This window comes from Coriobacteriia bacterium, assembly GCA_034370385.1.
Taxonomy (GTDB): domain Bacteria; phylum Actinomycetota; class Coriobacteriia; order Anaerosomatales; family PHET01; genus JAXMKZ01.
In genome coordinates this window covers 256,540-276,633 of sequence record JAXMKZ010000005.1, presented here as the reverse complement: position 1 = coordinate 276,633, position 20,094 = coordinate 256,540, and the positions used below count along the sequence as shown (strand labels likewise).

The following is a 20,094-nucleotide window of genomic DNA, read 5'->3' as shown; positions in this document are numbered from 1 at the left end:
GCCTCACTCGCCGGGCCCCGACACTGAGAGGACCACGCGGGAAGGAGGGAGCCTGATGATCTACCTGTCCCAGATGCTCGGGAAGCCGGTGGTCGATGCCGCCGGCAGCCGGATCGGCACCATCTCAGATATCGCGATCGCAACCGGCGAGGTCTTCCCGCGCGTGACCTCGCTTGCCTTCCTTGGTCCGGACAAGACGCCATTCATGCTCTCGTGGCGCAAGTACGTGGGCGAGATCGACGACGACCAGGTGACGCTCACCGTCCCCGCGCCCGAGATCCGCTTCAGCTACCTGCAGCCCGACGAGGTACTGCTCCATCGCGACCTGCTCAACAAGCAGATCGTCGACACCCAGGGCATGAAGGTCGTGCGCGTCAACGACCTGAAGCTCTCCGAGAGCCGCAACCAACTGAGGCTCCTGGGTGCCGAGGTCGGCATGCGCGGGATTCTGCGCGGGGTCTCCCCGGTGCTCGAGACGTTCGTGGCGCGCGCGACGCGCCTGTTCGGCACCGAACTCAACGAGAACCTCATCGCGTGGAACTACATGGATCTGCTCGACCGCGACCTGTCGCAGGTCAAGCTGTCGGTCACGCACAAGCGCCTGCACGAGCTGCACCCGGCCGATGTCGCAGACATCCTCGAGCAGCTCTCGCCCTCGCAGCGGGCGGCGGTCTTCGCGCACCTCGACAACGAGGCGGCCGCCGACACCATCTCGGAGCTGGAAGACGATCTGCAGGCAGACGTCATCGATGACCTGTCCGAGACGCGCGCATCGTCACTGCTGGCCGAGATGGACCCGGACGATGCGGCCGACATCATCGGTGACCTTCCCTACGACAAGGCGGAGCGACTCCTTCGGCTCATGGGGCTCGATGACGCGAGCGCGATCCGCGGTCTGCTCGGCTACAAGGAGAAGACGGCGGGCGGCATCATGACACCCGAGGTCACGATCGTGACCGAGGACATGACCGTCCAGGAGGTCATCGAGCACCTGCGTGAGGTCGCCGAAGAGCGCGAAAGCATCTACTACGTCTACGTGGTCGAGGGCGAGCGCAAGCTCGCGGGCGTCATCTCACTGCGCGATCTGCTGCTCGCTCAGCCCGAAACGACGGTCGCACAGATCGCAGAGACGGAGTTGTTCACGGCGGATCCCGACGACGACCAGGAAGATGTGGCCGAGCAGATGGCCAAGTACGACCTGCTCGCGCTGCCCGTCGTGGACGAGCGCGGCACGCTGCTGGGCATCGTCACCGTCGACGATGCCCTCGACGTGCTTGAGGAGGAGGCGGAGGAAGACCTCGCACTGGCGACCGGCTCATCCCACGAGCGCGGCAACGCCGCCTCGCTCGGCTGGTGGGTCGTGAGGCGCAGCTCGTGGGCGATCATCTGGTTGGTGGTCCTGTTCGCCGACCAGATCGTGCGCACACGCATGCGAGACGTTGACCCCTTCGCCGTTCAGCCATGGATTCTCTACGGGCTCGCCTTCGCCACTGTCGCCTCGGTGCTCATGCCCCTGCTGCTCCGCACCGGCGAGGAGTCTTCCTCGCGTGCGGTCGCTGAGCTCATCACCGGCTCCGCGGAGGACGAGCGGCCCTCCCTCGGGAGACGGCTGCTCACCGAAGGCGGCGTGGGGGTCGTCGTGAGCGTGATCGCCGGACTCATCGCGTTCGCTCTGCTCGAGTTGCAGACCGGTAGCGAGCGATCCGCTGCGGTATTCGGCGGCGTCACCGCTCTGTCGGTGGTGCTCACCGTGCTGTTCGGAGGACTGCTCGCCGAACTTGCCCTGAGGCGCCGCGACGCCGATAAGCCCGTCTCGTCCACCATGCTCGCTACGACCTCGATGGTGTTCGCCGCCGCCGTCTACACCGCGCTGTCGTTCGCTGGCGGCTGGCTTGTGACGCTGGGGTAGCCTCATGGCAGCCACGTCGAACAGCACCCGTCGTCGGACCGGCATCATAGCCACGCTGGCCATCATCGGACCGGGCATCATCACCGCGATGGCTGGCAACGACGCCGGTGGCGTCACCACCTACTCGGTGGCCGGAGCCAGCTATGGCTACGCGACGCTGTGGATGATCCTCGTCATGGCGTTTGCGCTGGCCGTCGTGCAAGAGATGGCGGTGCGCATGGGCTCGGTCACGGGCAAGGGCCTGGCCTCGCTCATCCGCGAACGCTTCGGCGTGCGCACGACGCTGCTGGCCATGCTCGTACTCCTCGTCAGCAACACCGCGACGAGTGTGGCCGAGTTCGCCGGTATCGCTGCGGCCCTTGAACTCCTCGGCGTCTCGAAGTACCTCTCCGTGCCCGCGTGCGCGCTCCTGGTGTGGCTGGTCGTCGTTCGCGGGGACTTCTCGCGCGTCGAGAAGCTGTTGCTGGGCCTGTCGGCGGTGTTCGTGCTCTACCCGATCGCCGCGTTCATGGCCAAGCCTGACTGGGGCGAGGTCATTCACGCCACCTTCGTCCCGCAGTTCGTGCCGGAGGTGGGCTTCATCGCCATCGTCATCGCCGCAATCGGCACGACGATCGCGCCGTGGATGCAGTTCTTCGCTCAGAGCAACGTCGTGGACAAGGGGTTGGGCGTGGAGGACCTCCCGTCGCAACGGCTCGACACCTACGTCGGGGTCGCCGCCGCGTGCATCGTCGCGTGGTTCATCATCATCGTGACCGGAACGGTGCTCTACCCGGCGGGCATCGAGATCACCTCAGCCGAACAGGCGGCAGCGGCACTGGCGCCCGTCGCCGGTCAGTACGCCGGTCTCCTCTTCGCCGTCGGGCTCTTCGGCGCCTCCTTGCTGGCCGCGAGCGTGTTGCCGCTCACCTCGGCCTACGCGATCACCGAGGCGTTCGGGTGGGAGCGCGGCATCGACCACACGTGGTCACAAGCGCCCGCGTTCAACGCCATCTACACGTTCGTCATCTTCGCCGGCGCCGCTATCGTCCTGCTGCCGAATGCCCCGCTCATCACCCTTATGGTGCTCTCGCAGACCCTCGGAGGCATCCTGCTGCCGTTCCTGCTCATCTTCATGGTTCGGCTCATCAACGATCGGCGAATCATGGGTGTTCACGTCAACTCCCGCCTCCAGAACATCTTCGCCTACGGGACTATCGTCACCGTTATCGCGCTTACGGTTATGCTCTTCGGTATGCAGATTGGAAAGGCGGTAGGCCTGCTGTGAGCAACGATCCGCGAGAAACGGCACCGCATGCGGCCGATGACGTCGAATCCGCCAAGCATTCCGCACGTATGCGGGCGCGTGAGGCCCGTTGCGCTCTCGACGCTGCGGTGTGTCGCGCGGCGACCGGGGCCGCGGCCGAGCGCCTCGTCGCGCTGCCGGCGTTCGCGACCGCACGCCTCGTGCTCGCGTACGGCGCGTCGGTCGAGGAGATCGACCCCGCGCCAGCCGTGACGCTCCTGCGACAGCGCGGCATCGCGATCGCTTACCCCCGCGTCGAAGCCCCGGGCGAGCTGGGGCTGCACCTCATCGCACGACCCGCGGACCTCGTCGCCGGCATGTTCGGCATCCGTGAGCCGGCGGCCGACGCGCCTCGCGTGTCGCCCGCGGCCGTCGACGCCGTGATCGTGCCGGGCGTCGCATTCGACGAGGGGTGCTGGCGGCTGGGCTACGGGGGCGGCTACTACGACCGCCTGCTCGCGCTACTGCGGCCGGAGTGCGCACGAGTCGGACTCGCCTACGACGAGCAGTTGCTGCCCGAAATCCCGTCCGCGGACCACGACGTGCGTCTCGACGCGGTGGTCACGCCGACGCGGGTCATCGTACGGGCGTAGCGACAACCACCCTGCGTTTGTTGCCGAACGCCCGCGGCAGACACGTGTAGAGCGTCAGGCGCTCCTCGCCGTTCTGATCGAGAATCGACGTGTCCTCAGGCGCCACGGTGAAGACGCGCTCCACGCGGTAGCGGTAGCGGCGCGCATTCCAATCCACAACCACCTCGTCACCGGGCCGAACGTGCGCGAGCTTGGCGAACAGACGGCGCACGCGGTGCCCGGCGAGCACGGTGTTGCCCGATCCGCGTCCGGGCTCCGGGGTGCCCGCGTGCCACCAAGCGCCGACGAGCAGTACCTCCTCGCGCACGCGCGCGGTCCCGCCGCCGACCGACACGTCGATGCCGACGCGCGGGAGCCGAACGCGGGTGCCTGCATGCGTGATGGCGCCGGGTGCCGACGCCGCGCTCGTCTCGACCGCAAGCGCGGGCAGCGGGTCACGCTCAACCAGCGTGCCGATGCCGTACTCGATATCGGGCAGGTACACGGTTAGCACGCCCGCGAGACCGAGGCCGAGCAGCAGTGCCCCGGCCACGGTCATCCACGTGCGGCTCTTCGTCACGCGAGGCGACGCCGTCTCCGGCTGCCCCTGCCACCACGGCCCGCCAGAATCAGCACCGCACCCGCTACGAGCGCCATGAGCGACAGCCCCAGCGTCCAGCGCTCGTCATCGCCGGTCTGAAGCAGCGTCGGATCGTCGGCAGAACTGGTCATCGGGTCATCCGAGGACTTGGGCAGGCTCTGGTCTGACGTCACGGTTGCCTGGTTCCGAATCTTGGTCCCATTCGCCAGCCCCGCATTCACGGTGGAGATGAACGTGAGCTGTGCGCTCTCGCCCACCTGGAGCACTCCGACGTTCCACCTCAGGCGAGGCGCCGCCGACTCGACGGCTCCGCGACCGGTCATGCTTCCACTGAGGAACGTCGTCTGAGCCGGCACATCATCGGTGACGACCACGTCAGTCGTCTGCACGAGGCCGGTGTTGCCCACAACGATAGTCCACAGGATCTTGTCGCCGGCCTCAAGGGAGCCACCGTTCAGGTCGGTGCCGGTCTTCTCGATGGCGATCGGATCGACGGGGTGATACACCGGCCCAGACTCGGAAGCGAGCGCTCCGCCCGCCAGCAGCGACGCGGTGTTGAGGACGCCTGCACGCGAGATCTCCTCGGGACCGACGGTCACGCTGAAGCGCACGCTGGCCGTCGCCCCCGCAGCAACCGGGGCGAAGCGAGCGGTGAGCACGCGCGTCGCAGGCGAGTACTCGCCAGCGTCATCTGAAGCCGCATCCGTCAGCGGCGAGTAGGTGCCGCCGTTCATCGAGATGGCGAGCGATCCGCTGTTGAAATCAGCCATCGGCGACAACGTATCCACGAGCGAGAGCCCCGGCACCTCGACGCCTGTGTTGTTCGTCACCTCGAGGTAATAGGTGATCTGCTGGCCGGGAAGCATGATCGTTCCACCCGGCGACTCGGCCCGCTTGGCCCACACGAGGCTCCGCACGTCGTACACGCCCACTTCAGCGCGAGCATCGTCGCTGGGGATGGGGTCGCCGTTGACGTCGGTGCCCGGCCCGGCGACGGCCCTGTCGCCCAGGCTTGTGCCCGCGCGTTCGGTGGCGAACGTCACGGACAGCGTGACCGAACGCCCAGGGGCGATGTCGCCGAGGGCCGAGGTGATGTCAGCCCAAGCGAGGTCGGTGCCGCCGCTTGAGGAGGCGGTCACCGAGGTCGGCGGAACCGTCGCCGAGACGTAGCGCAACCCTGCGTCGACAAGATCGGTCAGCGGCAGCGTCGTCACCGTCGTGTCGCCGGTGTTGGTGACGCGGATGTCGAAGCTTACGTTCTCGCCGAGGCGAACGGGGTTGGGGCTGCCCGCACTCAGGGTCTTCGCAACGGCAATCGACGGGGCCGTGATCAGCACGTTGGCTGTAGCAGTCGCGGTCGGGACGGGATCAGCGAACTCATCGCGGGCGCCGGAGACCGTGACCGTGTCGACGGCCACGCCGGTCGCGCCACGCGCGCGGAACGTGAACGTGAACGTCGCTGTTGCGCCCGGAGCCATCTGGCCCACATTGGCGAAGGTGTAGCTGGACGCCTGCAGCGCGCCGCCGGCGGCACCCGACGGTGCGGTCACTGCGACGAACTCGAGACGCGTCGCATCGAACGTCTCGGTGAGAGGAACCTGCGTGAGCGTGGTATCGCCGCTGTTGGTGACCACAACGTCAAAGCGAACGGTCTGCCCCGCTTGGATCACGGGGTCTTGCCCTGCCGAAAGCGCCTTTGTGACGCTCACGTGCGGGTTCGTCACGCGCACCTGAGCCGTGTCGGTGTCGTCTGCATCGGTGTCTGCGGCAAGCCAGACGCTCGCGTCGGCGGGCACCGGCGAGGATCCGCCGTCGACCGCGGTGGCCTGTGCCGTGTTGACGGCCGTGCCGAGCGGAGTCGCGGCCCCCACGAGGCTCGTGAAGTCGAGCGTGAGGGTCTGGCCCGGCTGCAGCGTCGCGCCGGTGGCGAAGGTGAGTGTCTGGCCTGCGACGGCCGGGTCGGCCGAGGTCGAGCCGGTCGGCCAGGTCGCCGACGCCGTGCCCGCGACGAAGCTGAAGCCCGCGGGCAGCGTGTCGGTCACGGTGAGCGAGGAGGCGGCCGCGTCACCGACGTTTGTCACGGTGAAGCGCCAGCTCGTGGTGCCTGTGCGCTGCGGGTGCGTGTCGCCGGTGACCGTCTTGTCGACGATCAGCGCAGGCGAGAGAGCGGTCACTCGTGCGGTGTCGAAGAGCGGGCCGTAGACGCCCTCGCCCGCCACCACACCCGGCATCGAGGTGTAGGAGGTGACGGTCGCGGTGTTGTCGAGGGTCTGATTGCTCCTGACCCCGCCTGCCACCGTGGCCTCGTAGACGAGGGTGAGCGTGGAGCCGGCCGCAAGCGGGGCTGCCGCACCCAAGGTGAGCGTGGAGACCGGACCTGCTCCGAAGACGGCGGTGTAGGAGGCCGGGGGAAGCGGTACGGCGTCGATGGCTGCACCGATGAGGCGCGGCGAGGTCGGGGCGGTGTGCAGTGCGGCATCGACCGTGTCTTGGAAGGCGATGTCGTGGGCGGCGGAGTCACCGGAGTTCTCGATCGTGACGGTGTAGGTCACGGTGGCGCCGGCCGGAGCGGTGGCGCGGCTCGCGATCTTGTCGATGGACAGGATCGGGCGCGTACCGGTCAGGGTGGAGTCGGTGTCGGTCACCGGCGGCACGGGGTCTGAGAACTCGTCGGTGCCGGAGGCCTCGGCCGAGTTCGTGATCGCCGAGCCCGGGGCGGTGACCTGGAAGGTCACGCTCACCGTGGTGGTGGCACTCGGGGCGAGCCCGCCTGCTCCGGTGACGTCGGTCCAGTCGAGCCGGGCGGCGCCGACGGTGTCGGGCAGCTGGCTCGCCGTCACGTAGGCCAGGTGCGTGGAGTCGAAGGTGTCGAAGAGCGGCAGCGTGGTGACGGTCGTGTCGCCTGAGTTCCGGATGACGAGGTCGTAGGTGGCCGCGCCGCCCACAGGCAGGCTCGCCGCCGAGGTGCGGATCTTGTCGATGGTGATGGCGGGGTGGGTCACGCGCACGCCGTCGGAGTCTGAGTCGGGCGGGACCGGGTCGTTGAACTCGTCGGTGCCGGAGGCCTCGGCGGAGTTCAGCGCAGCTCCGGTGGCGCGAGCGGTGAAGTGCACGGTGACCGTGACCCACGCGCTCGGGTCGAGCGGCCCGATGTTGTTCCAGGAAAGCGAACCCGTCGAGCTCGCGTCCTCGGTCGGCGTGGCGGACACGAAGGTCAGACGCGTCGCGTCGTAGGAGTCGTGAAGCGGCACGGTCGTGATCGTGGTGTCACCGGTGTTGGTGATGCGGATGTCGAAGGATACGGCCTCGCCCACCTGCACGGCGGTGTCCTGGCCGGTGACGACGGTCTTCAAGACACCGACGTCGGGCTCGGTCACGCGCACCTGCGCCGTGTCGGTGTCGTCTGGGTCGGTGTCTGCGGGCAGCCACACGCTCGCGTCGGCGGGCACCGTGGAGCCGGCGCCATCGACTGCCGTGGCCTGTGCCGTGTTGACGGCGGTGCCGAGCGGAGCGCCTGCGGTGACCGTGGAATCAAAGGTAAGCGTCAGCGTCTCGCCGGGTGCCAGCGTCGCGCCGCTGCCCCACGCGAGGTCCTGTCCGGAGATGGCGGGATCGGCAGAGTTCGAGCCCGACGGCCACGTGATGCTCGTCGAGCCGGGCACATAGGCGAAGTCGGCCGGCAGCGTATCGCTCAGGTTGACCGAGCGCGCCGAGCCGCCGCCGACGTTGGTGACCGCGTACGTCCACGTCACGGCCTCGCCGCGCTGAACGTGCGTGTCACTGACCGTCTTGTTGGTGACGAGTGCCGGGCTGACGGCGGTCACCGTGACATCGGCGTTGTTGGACGTGTACGGAAGCCCTGTCTGTGAAGCGTAGTCAGCATACGTCGTGTTCGAAAGCGTCTGACCTTGAGTGACGCCGCCGTTCACGCGTGCGGTATACGTGATAGTGAAGGTTGAGCCAACCGGAAGTGGATCCGTGAAGTCAACCGAAGGTGACTGTATCCCCATGAAGATGGCCCAGAAGTCCACCGTATGGATCAGAAGCGTGCTGTCACGGTAGACCGAGACGGGCATCGGTGAGGGCCACAACAAGTTGACCAGCGCAAGATCCATCGTGTCGTACCAGTGGACATCGTAAGCCGGCGCGGTGCCGTCGTTGTGGATCGTGGCCGTGTACGTGACGACCTGGCCGGCCTCGGCCGTGGTGACGCTCGATGCCTTGGTCACGACGAGATGCGGCGCGATTCCGGTGAGCACCGAGTTCGTGGCCTCGGCTGTGGGCGCCGTGTAGGTGCCGTCGGTGGCTCCCGCGACCCTTGCGGTGTCCGTGATCGCGGTACCGGTCGCCAGTACCGTGAAGGTGACGGTGACCGTCGTCGTGACGCCGGGGCCGAGGGAACCGAGGTTGGCCCACGAAACGGTCGGCGTGCTGATCGAGGTCTGCGCCGGCGTCGCACTCACGAAGCCCAAACGCGTGTCGAAGGTGTCGGACAGTGGCACCGTGGTCAGCGTGGTATCGCCGGTGTTCGTCACGCCGATGTCATAGCTGACCGGGGAGCCCACCAACACGGCTGCGCTACCCGAGGAGAGCACCTTGTTGACCGCAACCGCAATTCTGCGAATAGCGATATCAGCATTCGAGGTGGCTGTGGGCGGCGAGTCCCCGTTCACGTCCACGGCGCCCGACACGGTCGCCGTATCCACGCTGCTCGGCGATGAGGCGAGCGCGTTGAAGCGCACGGTGATCGTGGTCGAGACGCCCGGGGCCAGCGAGCCTGACCCGGTGATGTCGTTCCACGTGAGCGTCCCCAGCGGAATGGTCGCGCTCGGCGTCAAACTCGCCGAGACGAACGACAGCGTCGCTTCGTCGAACGTGTCCACCAGCGGCACCGTGGTCAGAGTGGTGTCGCCGGTGTTGGCTACATTGATGGTGAAGGTGACCGGGTCACCCGGGCGGACCGGGTTCAACTGCCCGACCGCGAGAGCCTTCGTGACGGTGACCTTGGGATCGGTCACGAGCACGGTAGCCTGCGAGCGGTCATCGGCGTCAGTGTCGGCCGGGATTGTGGTACTCGCGGCGATCGCCGCTCCCCCGCCATCCACGCCAACAGCACCTGCGGTGTTGGTCGCGGTGCCGGTGGGCGCGCCTGGCGTGACCAGCGCATCGTAAGTGAGCGTGAGCGTCTCACCGGGTGCCAGTACGGCGCCGAGTGGCCAGCTCAAGGCCGGACCGGTGCCGCCGCCAGGATCAGCGGTCGAGGAACCGGAGGGCCACGCGGCCGACGTCGAACCGGCCACGTACTCGAACCCGGCGGGCAAGGTGTCGGTCGCTTCCACCGCATAGGCGGGAGCCGAGCCCACGTTTCGTACGGTGAACCGATAGTTGACGGTGCCGCCTCGCTGCGGCGTCGCATCACCCAGCACCGTCTTGGCGGTGACCAGGGCGGGCGCCTGCACGGTCACGGTGGCCTGCGCGGCCTGGGGCGCGTAGACCCGCTCGTACGGGGTCCCCGGCTGGGTGGAGTACTCCGTGAGCGAGGCGCGGTTGACAAGAACAAGCCCTGCGGTGACGCCCGGCTCGGCTGTCGCGCGGTACCGGATCCGAAGCGTCGAACCAACGGGCACGGACCACGCAGGGTCGAAGTCGACGGTCAACGTCGGCGAAGTCGTCAGGTCGGCCGTGTAGTCGGCGCCAGCGACGGGCACCGAGTCGAGCGTAACGTCGAGTAGTACCGGGCTGCTCGCCGAGAACAGCTCGTCGGGTAGACGATCGAGGACGCGCGGTCCGAAGGCAGGGGCGGTGCCCGAGTTCGCCATCGTGAGGGTGTAGTCGATGAGGCCGCCCGCCGCGACAGTGGTCACGTTCGCGGCCTTGACGATCGAAAGGCGGGGCTCCACGACGGTCACGTTCACCGCCTGCGTGCTCGTGCGCAGTACGCCTGCGACCGGCGCATCGTACCAACCGAGCAGCGCGGTATTGGTCAAGGTCTGTCCGGCCACCGGGGGCCCGCCGACGCTGCGAGTATCGTCGACGCGCGCGGTCACCCGCATGGTGGCTGTGGCACTGGGCGCGTTGCTGACATCGCCCAAGGCCCACGTGATAACCGTCCCGGCGCCCGTCTTGGGCCCGACTCCGACCGCGCCAAAGGGGACGGTGGCGCCGGTGATGCTCAGCCCGTCGACCGCGGTGTCTGTCACAACAGCCGAGTACGCGGTCGTTCCCGGCGGGATCGTCACCGTCACGTCGTAGGTGACCGTGTCGCCGATGGTGTAGGTGGTCGGCAGCGACACGAGCCCCTTGGAGACGGTGGCGCCGGGCACGTTCACCGAGGAGACGGCGGTGTCCTGTGTGCCCTCAAGCGGCTCGTTGGTGTCGTCGTAGATGCGCTCGTCGGGCTGATCGCCCGGAAGCGAACTCCAGTCCGCATCGGCGGTGTTGGTGGCGATGGAGCCAGCACCCGCCAACGGATTCAGGTCGCAGGTGTACACGTACGTGATCGAGTCACCGGGAGCCATCTCCATCGCAGCTGTCAGGTACGTGAGCCGCAGCTGACCACCCGCGTAGGCTGTGGAGAAGTCCACGCCCTCAATCAACGGAATGGCCCCGGGGTTCTTCGTCGCGGAGACCATCACCGGATCGATGAGCTGGAACGGTAGCGCGTCGACGAGCGACGGGGCAGCGACCAGCGGATAGGCGGTCGAGAGCCCCGAGTTCGTCACCGTCACCGTCGCGGTCACGACGCCAGCGGCGGGAACGACAGCGGCGCTGAATGACTTCGTGGTCACGAGCCGCGGCTGCACGATCGACACCGTGCGGGTCGAGGCCGCGCTCGATCGACTCGTGCCGCCGGATGCCTGATCAAACCACGTGGCGGTTATCGTGTCGAGGCTCGACACGGCTGCCGTCGGAGCCCACGTCTCGACTCCGGAGTTGAGTCGACCGGTGACCCTCATCCGGAAGACGATGTCGAAGACGTAGGCGGAGTCACCCTCCGGCGAGAGGACGCTCGCGTTCGACACGATCGGTCCGAGGTTGAATCGCACCGTTCCGCCGGGGGCGCCCGCACTGCTCGTGACCACCGAGGAGATGGCGGCTGAGGTGACAGCACTGCCCGAAACATCGGTCAGGGTGGCAGAGCCCGCAACGTAGGCGAGCCCGGTCGTGGCGATCGAGTCGAGGATGTAGGGGTTCTGGTACATGATCGTCTCGGTCGGAACGGTCACCCGCACCCGGTACGTGACCTCATCGCCGATCGTGGGGTTCGGGGTTGAGTCGATGCTCTTGACGGCCGAGACGGACTGGATGGGGATCGTGACGGTGCGCGTGTCGTTCGTGACGTTCTCGCCCTGTGCCGTCGATGGTTGGTCGTTGTACACCCGGGTCGGCGACGCCGTGGTCACCCTCGAGTACCAGTCCACATCGCTCGTGTTCGTCAGCTGCGCACCGGCGCCGGCGGTGGGGATCACCGACGTCACGTAGCGAACGGCGATGTTCTGGCCGGCCCCCACCGTCACGGACGGTTCGAAACTGATGGTCAGCGTCGGCAACGACGAGAAGTTCGCCGTGTAGTCGACACCCGCAGTCAGCGTCCCGACCGTGCTGTGGCGCACAAAGGTCAAGGTCGCGGTCCCTAGCTGCGACGGCAGAAGATCCTGCCAAGACACGTTGTAAGCCGGCCACGTTCCCGTGTTCGTGAAGGTGGTCTCGTAGGAGATGGGCATGCCGCCCGTGTACGGCCCCGGACTGATGACGGCCTTTGAGTTGATGAGACGCGGCTGCCTGATTGAGACGTTGAGTAGGGCCGTCGAAGCGGTCTGATTGGTGGCACCCGGGCCCGCATCCACGGTGTTCCAGCGCACACTGCCGGTGTTCGACAGGTTGTTGTCCGTAGACCCCGTGTTGGCGATCACCATCTCCGCGTTGCCGTTGTCGAGCCGTCCTGTGTAGACAACCTGGAACTTCAGCGCGAACACGTAGGGAGTCGCGGTCCCCGAGTTGTCGATCGTGTTGAGGTTCCAGTCCAGACGCGTCGAAGGTGTGCCCGCGGTGGTGATGATCGCTGGCTCGGGCAGCGTCACGAAGCTCGCCGGCGAGGGCGGGTTCCCCGAAACCGTCACGAGCGTGCTCGACAACGGTACGTACTGGACGCCATCACGCGTGAAGACGTCACGAAGAGACGGCCAGTACGCCCGCGTCCCAGGCGGGACCGTCATCGTCATGTTGTACGAGATCGTGTCGCCGACCGTGCGGTTGCCGGGTGGTTCAATTCCTTTGACGATCGTGACGAGCTGCACCTGCTTCGTCGACACATCCGTGTTCAGGTCCGCCGGGTTGCCCGTGAGCTCGACCCTGCGCCCACCCACATTCTGCGTCGAGTAGCTGACCGACGCGGTGTTCGTCAGCGACGTGCCGGCACCAACGCCCTGATCCACCGCAGCCGAGTACGTGATCACGAAGTTGGATCCGCCCGGCAACGACGTGTCCACGGCCGGTGCGGCAGTATCGAAGAAGTCGAAGGCCAGAACGCCTGTGACCGGATCGTACGGCGCGACCTTGTAGTCCACACCCTGGACCAGCGGCACGCCGCCGCGCAGCACCGAGGTCACGGTTGGCGAGGTCTCGCGCATGCCGACGGGTAGCGTGTCGACTATCGCGACATCACGCGCGGCTTCCAACGCCGTGTTCGTCACCGAGATCGTGTACGCCGCGGGCACGCCGGGAAGGAGAAACGCCGGCGCAGCCGGTGCCGTCTTCGTCAGCGTGAGGTCCGGCAGCTGGTACGAGATGGTATTCGCGTCGCGCTTCGAGTAGGTCTGGCCGCTGGTATCGAGGCCGGTGAGCTTCCAGTAGTTGGTATCCACCACGCCGTCCTGCACGCCGACGGTGTCGGTGACCGTCGCAGAGAACGTCGCCTCCCACCACGCGTCCTCGCCCACGTCGCCCAAGAACCACTGCACGCCGTCGAGACCTGCGAGGGTCACCAAGTCGGGAGAGTCGAGGTTGAGCGGCCGGGGCGTGCCGGTTGAAGGCACGCTGAATGAAGTGTCCGGCGAGCGGGTTATGGCGGCGTCGTTGTTGAAGGCGAGTCCCGGCGGCAACCAATCGGTGACCTCGGTGTAGCCCATCGTGATGTCGTCACGCAGAGCTGTTGCCCCGTCGTCGGTGTTGAAGCGCACACGGAAGGTGAGCACGTCGCCGACGGTCGCGCTCGTCGCCTTCGACCACGTTCCGGCCGCAGGGTCGTAGACGTCCTTCGCGATCTCGGGCAGACCCGTACCCATGGGGACCGAGGCCTCGTTGATGATGGTCTCCGCCAAGGTACGCGCGGGGTAGTACTCGTCGTGCCACGTCCCGTCGAACTCGACGCGGTTTGTGAACCCGTCGTTCGCCCTGATCGGCTCGCCGGCCGGCCCACCGGCACCCTGCCACGTCTTGTCGACGGTCGCCTTGACTTGAATCGTGTAGTCCGTAGACGCCGCCAGCGTGCCGACGACACTGGGGAGCCAGGTCAGCAGCGTGGTTCCGTCGGCGAACGTCGTGACCGTCGAGGGAGCCACTGTCGCTGTCGTGAACGTCAGTCCGTCGGGCAACGTATCGCGGATCTCAATACCGTCACTCGAGTAGTACTGGCTCGCGTACAGGGTGAGGTCGAACGTCACTTCATCGCTGTACCCGACCGTTCCAGGTCCGCCCGTCTTCGCCAAGGTGACGTAGGCGCTCCGGACCTGCGCCGTGTCCGAAGCGACCACCGAGATGGTCGCGGGCAGTGTCCCCCGGTAGCGCGCGTCCAAGTCAACGCGGTTCTGGAGCTGGGTATGGTTCGGGATCGCCGTGCCGGTCGGCACGAGCGCCGAGTCGTGAGGGCGGTTCGTGCCGCCGTTCGCTGTGCCGTACCAGTCGTAGCGGATGCCCGTCTGATAGACGATCGTCGTGTTCTGGCCGGGCGCGAACGTGCCGAGTGTCCAGCGCAGTGTCTTCTCGCCGGTCACGGTGTTCGTCGTCGGGAACCCGGCGTCCGGTGCGGGGCCGGACACCATGCCGAGATACTCAATCCCGTCGGGCACGACGTCGGTCATAACGACGCTCGCCGTCGGACGCACGTAGTTGTTCTGGACGACCACTGTGTGGGTGAACGTCCTCGTCTGCGTGCCGCTGGCCTGGTCGAGGGCGGTCGACTGGTTCGCCGACTTCGTGAGGCTCAGCGGCACGAGCGTGCCACTCGCCGCAGCCGCACCAACAACCGGACCCACGCCCGTCGGGCTCTGGTACAGCGTGGCCGAGAACGCTCCGAGTATCTTCTGGCCGACCTCCCACGTCGGGTCGCCGGCTGTGTCGAGCACGAGGTTCAGCGAGTACGACTCGCCGTACGCGAGGTCCTTGAGGTTCGTGAAAGTGAGTGAGCGAATCCCCGTGACCGGGTCGAGCACATTGCCAACGGGCACTTGCGCACCCGAACCGTCCGATGCGGACACGAACGTGACCTGGCCGTTCGGGCTCGTCAGGCTGGAGTCGAACGACGCCGCGATGTCGAGGTTGTAGCCCTTGGCCGTGATCGCGGTGTCGCTCGTGTCGTTGGTGACGGTGACACGGACGGTGACCTGATCGCCGAGAAGGGCGTCGGGCACCGATGCGGAGAGTGCGACGCTCGGTGCGGCGACGGCGACCGGTGCCGGGGTCAGGACCGGCATGACCACCGACGAAGTCGCAATCACCCAAGCGAGGGCGAATCGAGCGAGTCGGGATACGGGCGCAATCGGACTACGGCGTGCTCGATTCAAGACGCGCTCCCTCCACCCGCGGTCAACCGCGAGCGTTCATTCGGGCATAGCTCCACCCTTCAGTATCGTGCGCACGCGCGCACGAGCACAGGTCGCTGTTCTAAGCGGTCGCATTTCGACGCCGAACGGCGAAGAATACGGACGGGTTACGCTATGGGGGGATGAGCGGCGGAAGATTGGGGGGCGCTACTTCGGGCGATTCTCTTCAGCCGCTTTGGTAGCCGGAGCCTTGGCCACGCCCCTGGCCGAAACGAGGCCCTCAACGGTGACGAACGTGTAGCCCTTCGCCTTGAGTTTCTTCACGATTCCGGGGATGGCGGCTGCGGTCTGCGCTCTATCCCCGCCGCCGTCATGCAGGAGCACGATCGACCCGGGGCGCGTGTTCTTGACCACCGTGTTCACGATGTTGCCCGCGCCGGGCTTGCGCCAGTCGTTGCTGTCGACATCCCACATCACGACACGCCCGCCACTGCGGCGCACCACCTTCCACGCCGCTTCGTCCATGGCTCCATACGGGGGCCTGATCCAGTTGGTGGTGACCCCCGTCGCCTTCTTGATGGCATTGCGTCCGCCGTTGACCTCACGCCGAATCTGGGCGGGCGTGCTGCGTGCGAAATCCTTGTGGCCCAATGAGTGACTGGCCAAAAGGTGCCCCTCGGAGGCGATACGGCGAGCCATCGCCGGGTAGCGCTTCACGTTGCCGCCCAGCAGGAAGAACGTCGCCGGAACGTCAGCCTTCTTGAGCGCCCTGAGCACTTGGTCCGTATGGGTGGGCCACGGGCCATCGTCAAAGGTGAGCGCCACGAGTTTCGAACCCGGGCGCGGCGTGAATCGTGTGACCACCTGCGCCACCGGCTCGGTGAGGACGACGCTCTCCAACTCGATGCGCGACACTACTCCTCGCTTGACCAGCCGCATCCCCGGCTTTCCCTCCCGGCTCACCTCGGAGAGCGAGCCCTTCCCTTCCACGCGCGTGGGAAAGTCGATCGGCACCGTCGTCTCCTCGAGCGACTCGGGTACGTCAGCGCCGCGCCGACTCACGAGCACGTCACCGCGGACCAGCCTCTCTGCCGGATTGGCCGGCTGACCGTTGCGCAAGATGCGCGGAGGTGCCCCGGCCGCTGTCTCGGCGATGCTGCCGTTGACCGCGAGCAGGTCTCCCGGCGCAGCTTTGAAGGCTCCCGCGGACTCGAGCATGGCAACCGTCATCCCCGGCTCGACCTGGCGCTTCACTCCGTCGACCGCGACCGTCACCGGACGCGCCAGCGCGAAGCTCGCCGCTGCGGCGGCCACGGCCACCACGCCCATACCGACCAGCACGACGGTCATCGTCAGGCGTGCTCTGCGAGGTTTCTCAACGAAATAGTAAGGCACTGGGCGAAACGTTCCTCCCCTTGCGTCGCGAATGCATCCTAGAAAATCACTGCGAGATACGTGCCACTCGACCGACCACCACGGCCTCCAGGTCCGCGCGCGCCAAGCGCACCATCGACGTAGGCGTTCCGGCAGCCGGAAACACCACGTCAAAGCGCGCAAGCGAGTCATCGATGAGCACCGGCAGCTGCGCGGGAAGATCGAACGGCGAAACGCCGCCGATGGCGTACCCTGTTGCCGCCCGAACCGTGTCGGCGTCGGCCATGCGCGCCTTGGTGCCGCCAGACTCAGCCGCAATCGCCACGAGGTCGCCCCGTCGGTCTCCCGCTACCAGCGCCAGTACCGGGCTGCCGTCAACGGTGACGACGAGCGACTTCACGATCTGCCCGAGCTCGCAGCCCATGGCCTCCGCTGCTTCGGCGGCGGTCTTGGTCGACTGAGCGAACTCGGTCAAGCCCTCGGCAAGCCCGTGCGCCTCGAGGAACGTCTTGACCCGTTCGCGCGAACTGGTCCTCTTCGGTGAATCAGACACCTAGCGTCCCTTCATCCAGGTGGCGGGCTCTCGTTTCGGCACGCGCGTCGGGAACCTGAGGGAATCGAAGACGACCTCCAGGTTCTCCGTGATCATGGCAAGTGAGCGCAGGTCGAGCTTGAGCAGGGGGTATTCCGGGTCGGGAGTAACCACAGTGAACCCGTTGCGAAGCAGGAAGTCGACCCCCAGAAAGGGCGAAGCCTCGAGCACCGCGGGTTTCCGCACGCTGCCGATGCATTCCACGCGCCTCTCTCCTCGCACAGCCAGATCCCTCAGAGCCGAACGCAGCAACAGCGTCCCCAACCCGTGCTGGCGCGCCTCCGGCGCGACGTGCATGCATGCGATAAGCGGCACAACCGGGTCCTTCGGAGCAGCCCGAAACGCTGCCGCCTGCGGAAAGTAGCCACTTGGCGCGTACTTGATAAAACCGAGAACGTCGTTGTCCTCGTAGGCCACGCGTCCGCAGTCACCCCACTCGTCAGTCACGCGCCGCTGCCATGCCTGTGCGAGCTCTACATCCAGGACGGAACCGCAGACCCGCTCGCGCTCTCCTGCGGACTCCCAGAACACACAGCCGCCGCACTCACCGGGCAGGCGAGCAAGGTCGGCGAACTCGAGTGGGCGCAGTCTACGCGTCATCGTCAGGATCACCCATCGCGTCGACGACCTCGTCCTTGATGGACTTGAACCAGCCTATGGTCTTCTTGCCTGTCTCGCTCTTCGCGGCCGCTCGGACGGCGGATGCCCCATAGACCGCGGCGGTCCGAGCGGCGCCCGTTGCCTGCTTGCCTAGATCGCTTCCGGTCTTCTTGGCCACGGCCACCCCGCGCCCTGCCGCAGCAGCGGCGCCGCCGGAGGTGTCGGTGTCAGCGGCGTCATCAGAGAGCACGACGGCTTGCCCATCGAACCCCCTGACCACCTCGACCGGAAGGTCGCGAACTCCCACCGCGATGTCAGCCGCGATCCCACCGGTCAGACCGATCGCATCCAGCTGACCCGTCTGCGGGTCGAAGAGCCCGTCGCGCACCGTCCCCAGTGACGCACCGGATTCGGACCGCACGGGCATGCCGACCCAGATGACCGAATCGTCCCACGAGATTCCCGTGCGGGCTGCGGCGCTGCGGCCCCATGAGGCCGCTCCCCTGGCCGCCACGACTCGGTCGGGCTCCAGCGTGGCACGGTCCAACGCAAGATAGAGATCCTTGCGGTCCAGCAGCATCAGGATGCGCGGCCGCGCAACGGCAAAGCCGATGACCCGCGCACCCTCAGGCGCGAACAGCACATCCAGCACACGACCGATGCGCTTGCCGGCCTCATTGACCACCGGGAGTCTGCCGATTTCTATGAGCGAACGCACGCTTGCGACCTCCACGGGTGCCACTCAGACAGCAAGGCCGGCCCCCCTGCGCCCGGGACCGGCCTTCGATGTTACAGGTTTTCGAAGCGCCTACGCCTCGGGCTTGGAATCCGCCGCGCCAGCGAGGAACTCATCGGCGCCCAACGTCGCCTCGGGCGCCGCGCTTCCCTGCGCCTTCTTGGCCACGAAGTCGAGGGTTTCCGCCGTCTTCACGCCTGCTACCTCGACGCCGCTCTTGGTCGCATCCGCAGCCTTGTCGACGGCGTCCTTGACCACGGGAACCGCGCCGGCGACCTTGTCGCGGCCGATCTCAGCGGACTTGGCAACCTGCTCCTGCAGCCGGCCACGGGCCTCGTCGATCTTGCCGCGCAGCTGTTCGCTCGACTCGACGACCTTCTCCTTGCCGCTGGAGTAGGCTTCGGTCACCTTCTCGCGTCCGGACTCATACATCTCGAGCCCCTCGCCCCAGTACTCCTCAGCCCGAGCCGTGATTATCTCGCGCGTCTCTTTGCCTGAGCGCGGGGCGAACAGCAGGCCCAGGACGGCCCCCACCAGACCGCCCAGCAGAAACGCGCCAAAGACCGAACCCCCGCGGCGATAGTCGTACATGGTCACGCACCTCCGTATTCGATGCAGCTGATTCCGATGAAGCGCACCCGGCCCGGCTCTCGTGCCTGCCGGGCCTCACTAGTACTCTATACCCGATTCCCCTCGAGTAAGCGCAGCCTCAGTCACTCTTGATACCACATCTTGGAAGGACATGCCTGCTGCTGCTGCAGCCATCGGGAGGAGCGAGGTCTCCGTCATTCCGGGCGACGTATTGGCCTCCAGAACCCACGGCGTCCCCGCGGCATCGACGATGAGGTCGACGCGGCTCACATCGCGGCACCGGAGCAGCGAGTGCACCTTCGCCGCGACACGCGCCGCCTCGGCGAGCACCGGCTCCTCGAGGCGGGCCGGCACGAAGAAGTCCGTCTCGCCCTCGGCATAGCGGGCCGAGAAGTCGTATGTGCCCGACTTGGGAGCAATCTCGACCGCCGGAAGAACCTCGGCGCCCTCGCCGTCGCCGAGTACGCTGACCGCGAGTTCGGTCCCGTCGATCCACCGCTCGACGATCACCGCAGTGTCGTACGACAGAGCGTCGAGAAGCGCTTCGGCAAGTCGCGCCTCCTCGTCCACGCGCAAGAATCCAAGCGCCGAGCCCTGCCGCGCCGGCTTCACGGCCACCGGGTACCCGCCCACGGCCGCTCCCATCAGGTCGACCGCCGTGGCCGCCCCCATCTGCTTGAATGCGTCAGCGGTCAGCGTGATCCACTGCGGAGTGGCGAGCCCATTCTCCGCCAGCAGATGCTTGGTGACTGACTTGTCCCACGACAGGGCACATGAGACGACGCCTGGCCCCGTATAGGGGATAGACAGGAACTCGAGCAGCTCTTGGATGGTGCCGTCCTCGCCGTACTTGCCGTGCAGCGCGATGTAGGCGGCATCCGGCCGCTCTGACCTGAGCGTCGATACGAGGTCGGCCGTCACGTCCAGCGCCAAGACGATATACCCGGCCGCCTCCAGGGCCTCGCACACGCGCTTGCCGCTTGCGAGCGAGACCTCGCGCTCAAGCGATCGACCCCCCATCAGAACCGCGATCTTGTGCTTCATCGTTCTGATTCCTCCTGATGACTTCCCAGC

General features: G+C 67.0%; 11 protein-coding genes. 3 read left to right on the top strand and 8 right to left on the bottom strand.

Annotation, left to right across the window (positions count from 1 at the left end; genetic code table 11):
* The first annotated feature begins 55 nt into the window (after nt 1-55).
* The 3 genes from mgtE to U1E26_02255 are packed head-to-tail and all read left to right on the top strand — an operon-like array spanning nt 56 to nt 3,787.
* A complete protein-coding gene (mgtE, locus tag U1E26_02265; GenBank protein MDZ4168468.1) occupies nt 56-1,909 on the top strand; it encodes a magnesium transporter in 1,854 nt (617 codons plus the stop codon).
* A gap of 4 nt (nt 1,910-1,913) precedes the next feature.
* Nucleotides 1,914-3,176, top strand: a complete 1,263-nt coding sequence (locus U1E26_02260) for an Nramp family divalent metal transporter (protein MDZ4168467.1) — start codon at nt 1,914-1,916, stop codon at nt 3,174-3,176.
* The gene (locus tag U1E26_02255; protein ID MDZ4168466.1) at nt 3,173-3,787 is read left to right on the top strand and encodes a 5-formyltetrahydrofolate cyclo-ligase; all 615 of its coding nucleotides are present in this window, start codon (nt 3,173-3,175) and stop codon (nt 3,785-3,787) included. Before U1E26_02260 ends, U1E26_02255 begins: the two co-directional genes overlap by 4 nt.
* On the opposite strand, the gene U1E26_02250 is transcribed toward U1E26_02255, so the two are convergent.
* From U1E26_02250 to U1E26_02215, 8 genes are all read right to left on the bottom strand, one after another.
* Nucleotides 3,771-4,346: a sortase gene (locus U1E26_02250; protein MDZ4168465.1), complete on the bottom strand. Its 576-nt coding sequence runs from the start codon at nt 4,344-4,346 to the stop codon at nt 3,771-3,773. The genes U1E26_02255 and U1E26_02250 overlap by 17 nt on opposite strands.
* Nucleotides 4,343-15,148 (bottom strand): isopeptide-forming domain-containing fimbrial protein, encoded by a 10,806-nt coding sequence (locus tag U1E26_02245; protein MDZ4168464.1) that lies wholly within the window; start codon nt 15,146-15,148, stop codon nt 4,343-4,345. Before U1E26_02245 ends, U1E26_02250 begins: the two co-directional genes overlap by 4 nt.
* A 186-nt stretch (nt 15,149-15,334) precedes the next feature.
* Complete coding sequence (locus U1E26_02240) at nt 15,335-16,522, bottom strand: polysaccharide deacetylase family protein (protein MDZ4168463.1); 1,188 nt, start codon at nt 16,520-16,522, stop codon at nt 15,335-15,337.
* Between the two features lie 46 nt (nt 16,523-16,568).
* The gene (locus tag U1E26_02235) at nt 16,569-17,054 is read right to left on the bottom strand and encodes a YbaK/EbsC family protein (GenBank protein ID MDZ4168462.1); all 486 of its coding nucleotides are present in this window, start codon (nt 17,052-17,054) and stop codon (nt 16,569-16,571) included.
* Nucleotides 17,055-17,693, bottom strand: coding sequence for a GNAT family N-acetyltransferase (locus U1E26_02230; protein ID MDZ4168461.1), 639 nt, complete (start codon nt 17,691-17,693; stop codon nt 17,055-17,057).
* Nucleotides 17,683-18,411: a PRC-barrel domain-containing protein gene (locus U1E26_02225; protein MDZ4168460.1), complete on the bottom strand. Its 729-nt coding sequence runs from the start codon at nt 18,409-18,411 to the stop codon at nt 17,683-17,685. Before U1E26_02225 ends, U1E26_02230 begins: the two co-directional genes overlap by 11 nt.
* Before the next feature lie 90 nt (nt 18,412-18,501).
* A complete protein-coding gene (locus tag U1E26_02220) occupies nt 18,502-19,020 on the bottom strand; it encodes a YtxH domain-containing protein (GenBank protein ID MDZ4168459.1) in 519 nt (172 codons plus the stop codon).
* Between the two features lie 78 nt (nt 19,021-19,098).
* Nucleotides 19,099-20,064, bottom strand: a complete 966-nt coding sequence (locus tag U1E26_02215; GenBank protein MDZ4168458.1) for a D-alanine--D-alanine ligase — start codon at nt 20,062-20,064, stop codon at nt 19,099-19,101.
* Between the last annotated feature and the right edge of the window lie 30 nt (nt 20,065-20,094).

Coding starts and splice junctions, on each gene's coding strand:
- mgtE (MDZ4168468.1), top strand. CDS start 56: ATGATCTACCTGTCCCAGATGCTCGGGAAGCCGGTGGTCGATGCCGCC.
- U1E26_02260 (MDZ4168467.1), top strand. CDS start 1,914: ATGGCAGCCACGTCGAACAGCACCCGTCGTCGGACCGGCATCATAGCC.
- U1E26_02230 (MDZ4168461.1), bottom strand. CDS start 17,693: ATGACGCGTAGACTGCGCCCACTCGAGTTCGCCGACCTTGCTCGCCTG.
- U1E26_02220 (MDZ4168459.1), bottom strand. CDS start 19,020: ATGTACGACTATCGCCGCGGGGGTTCGGTCTTTGGCGCGTTTCTGCTG.
- U1E26_02215 (MDZ4168458.1), bottom strand. CDS start 20,064: ATGAAGCACAAGATCGCGGTTCTGATGGGGGGTCGATCGCTTGAGCGC.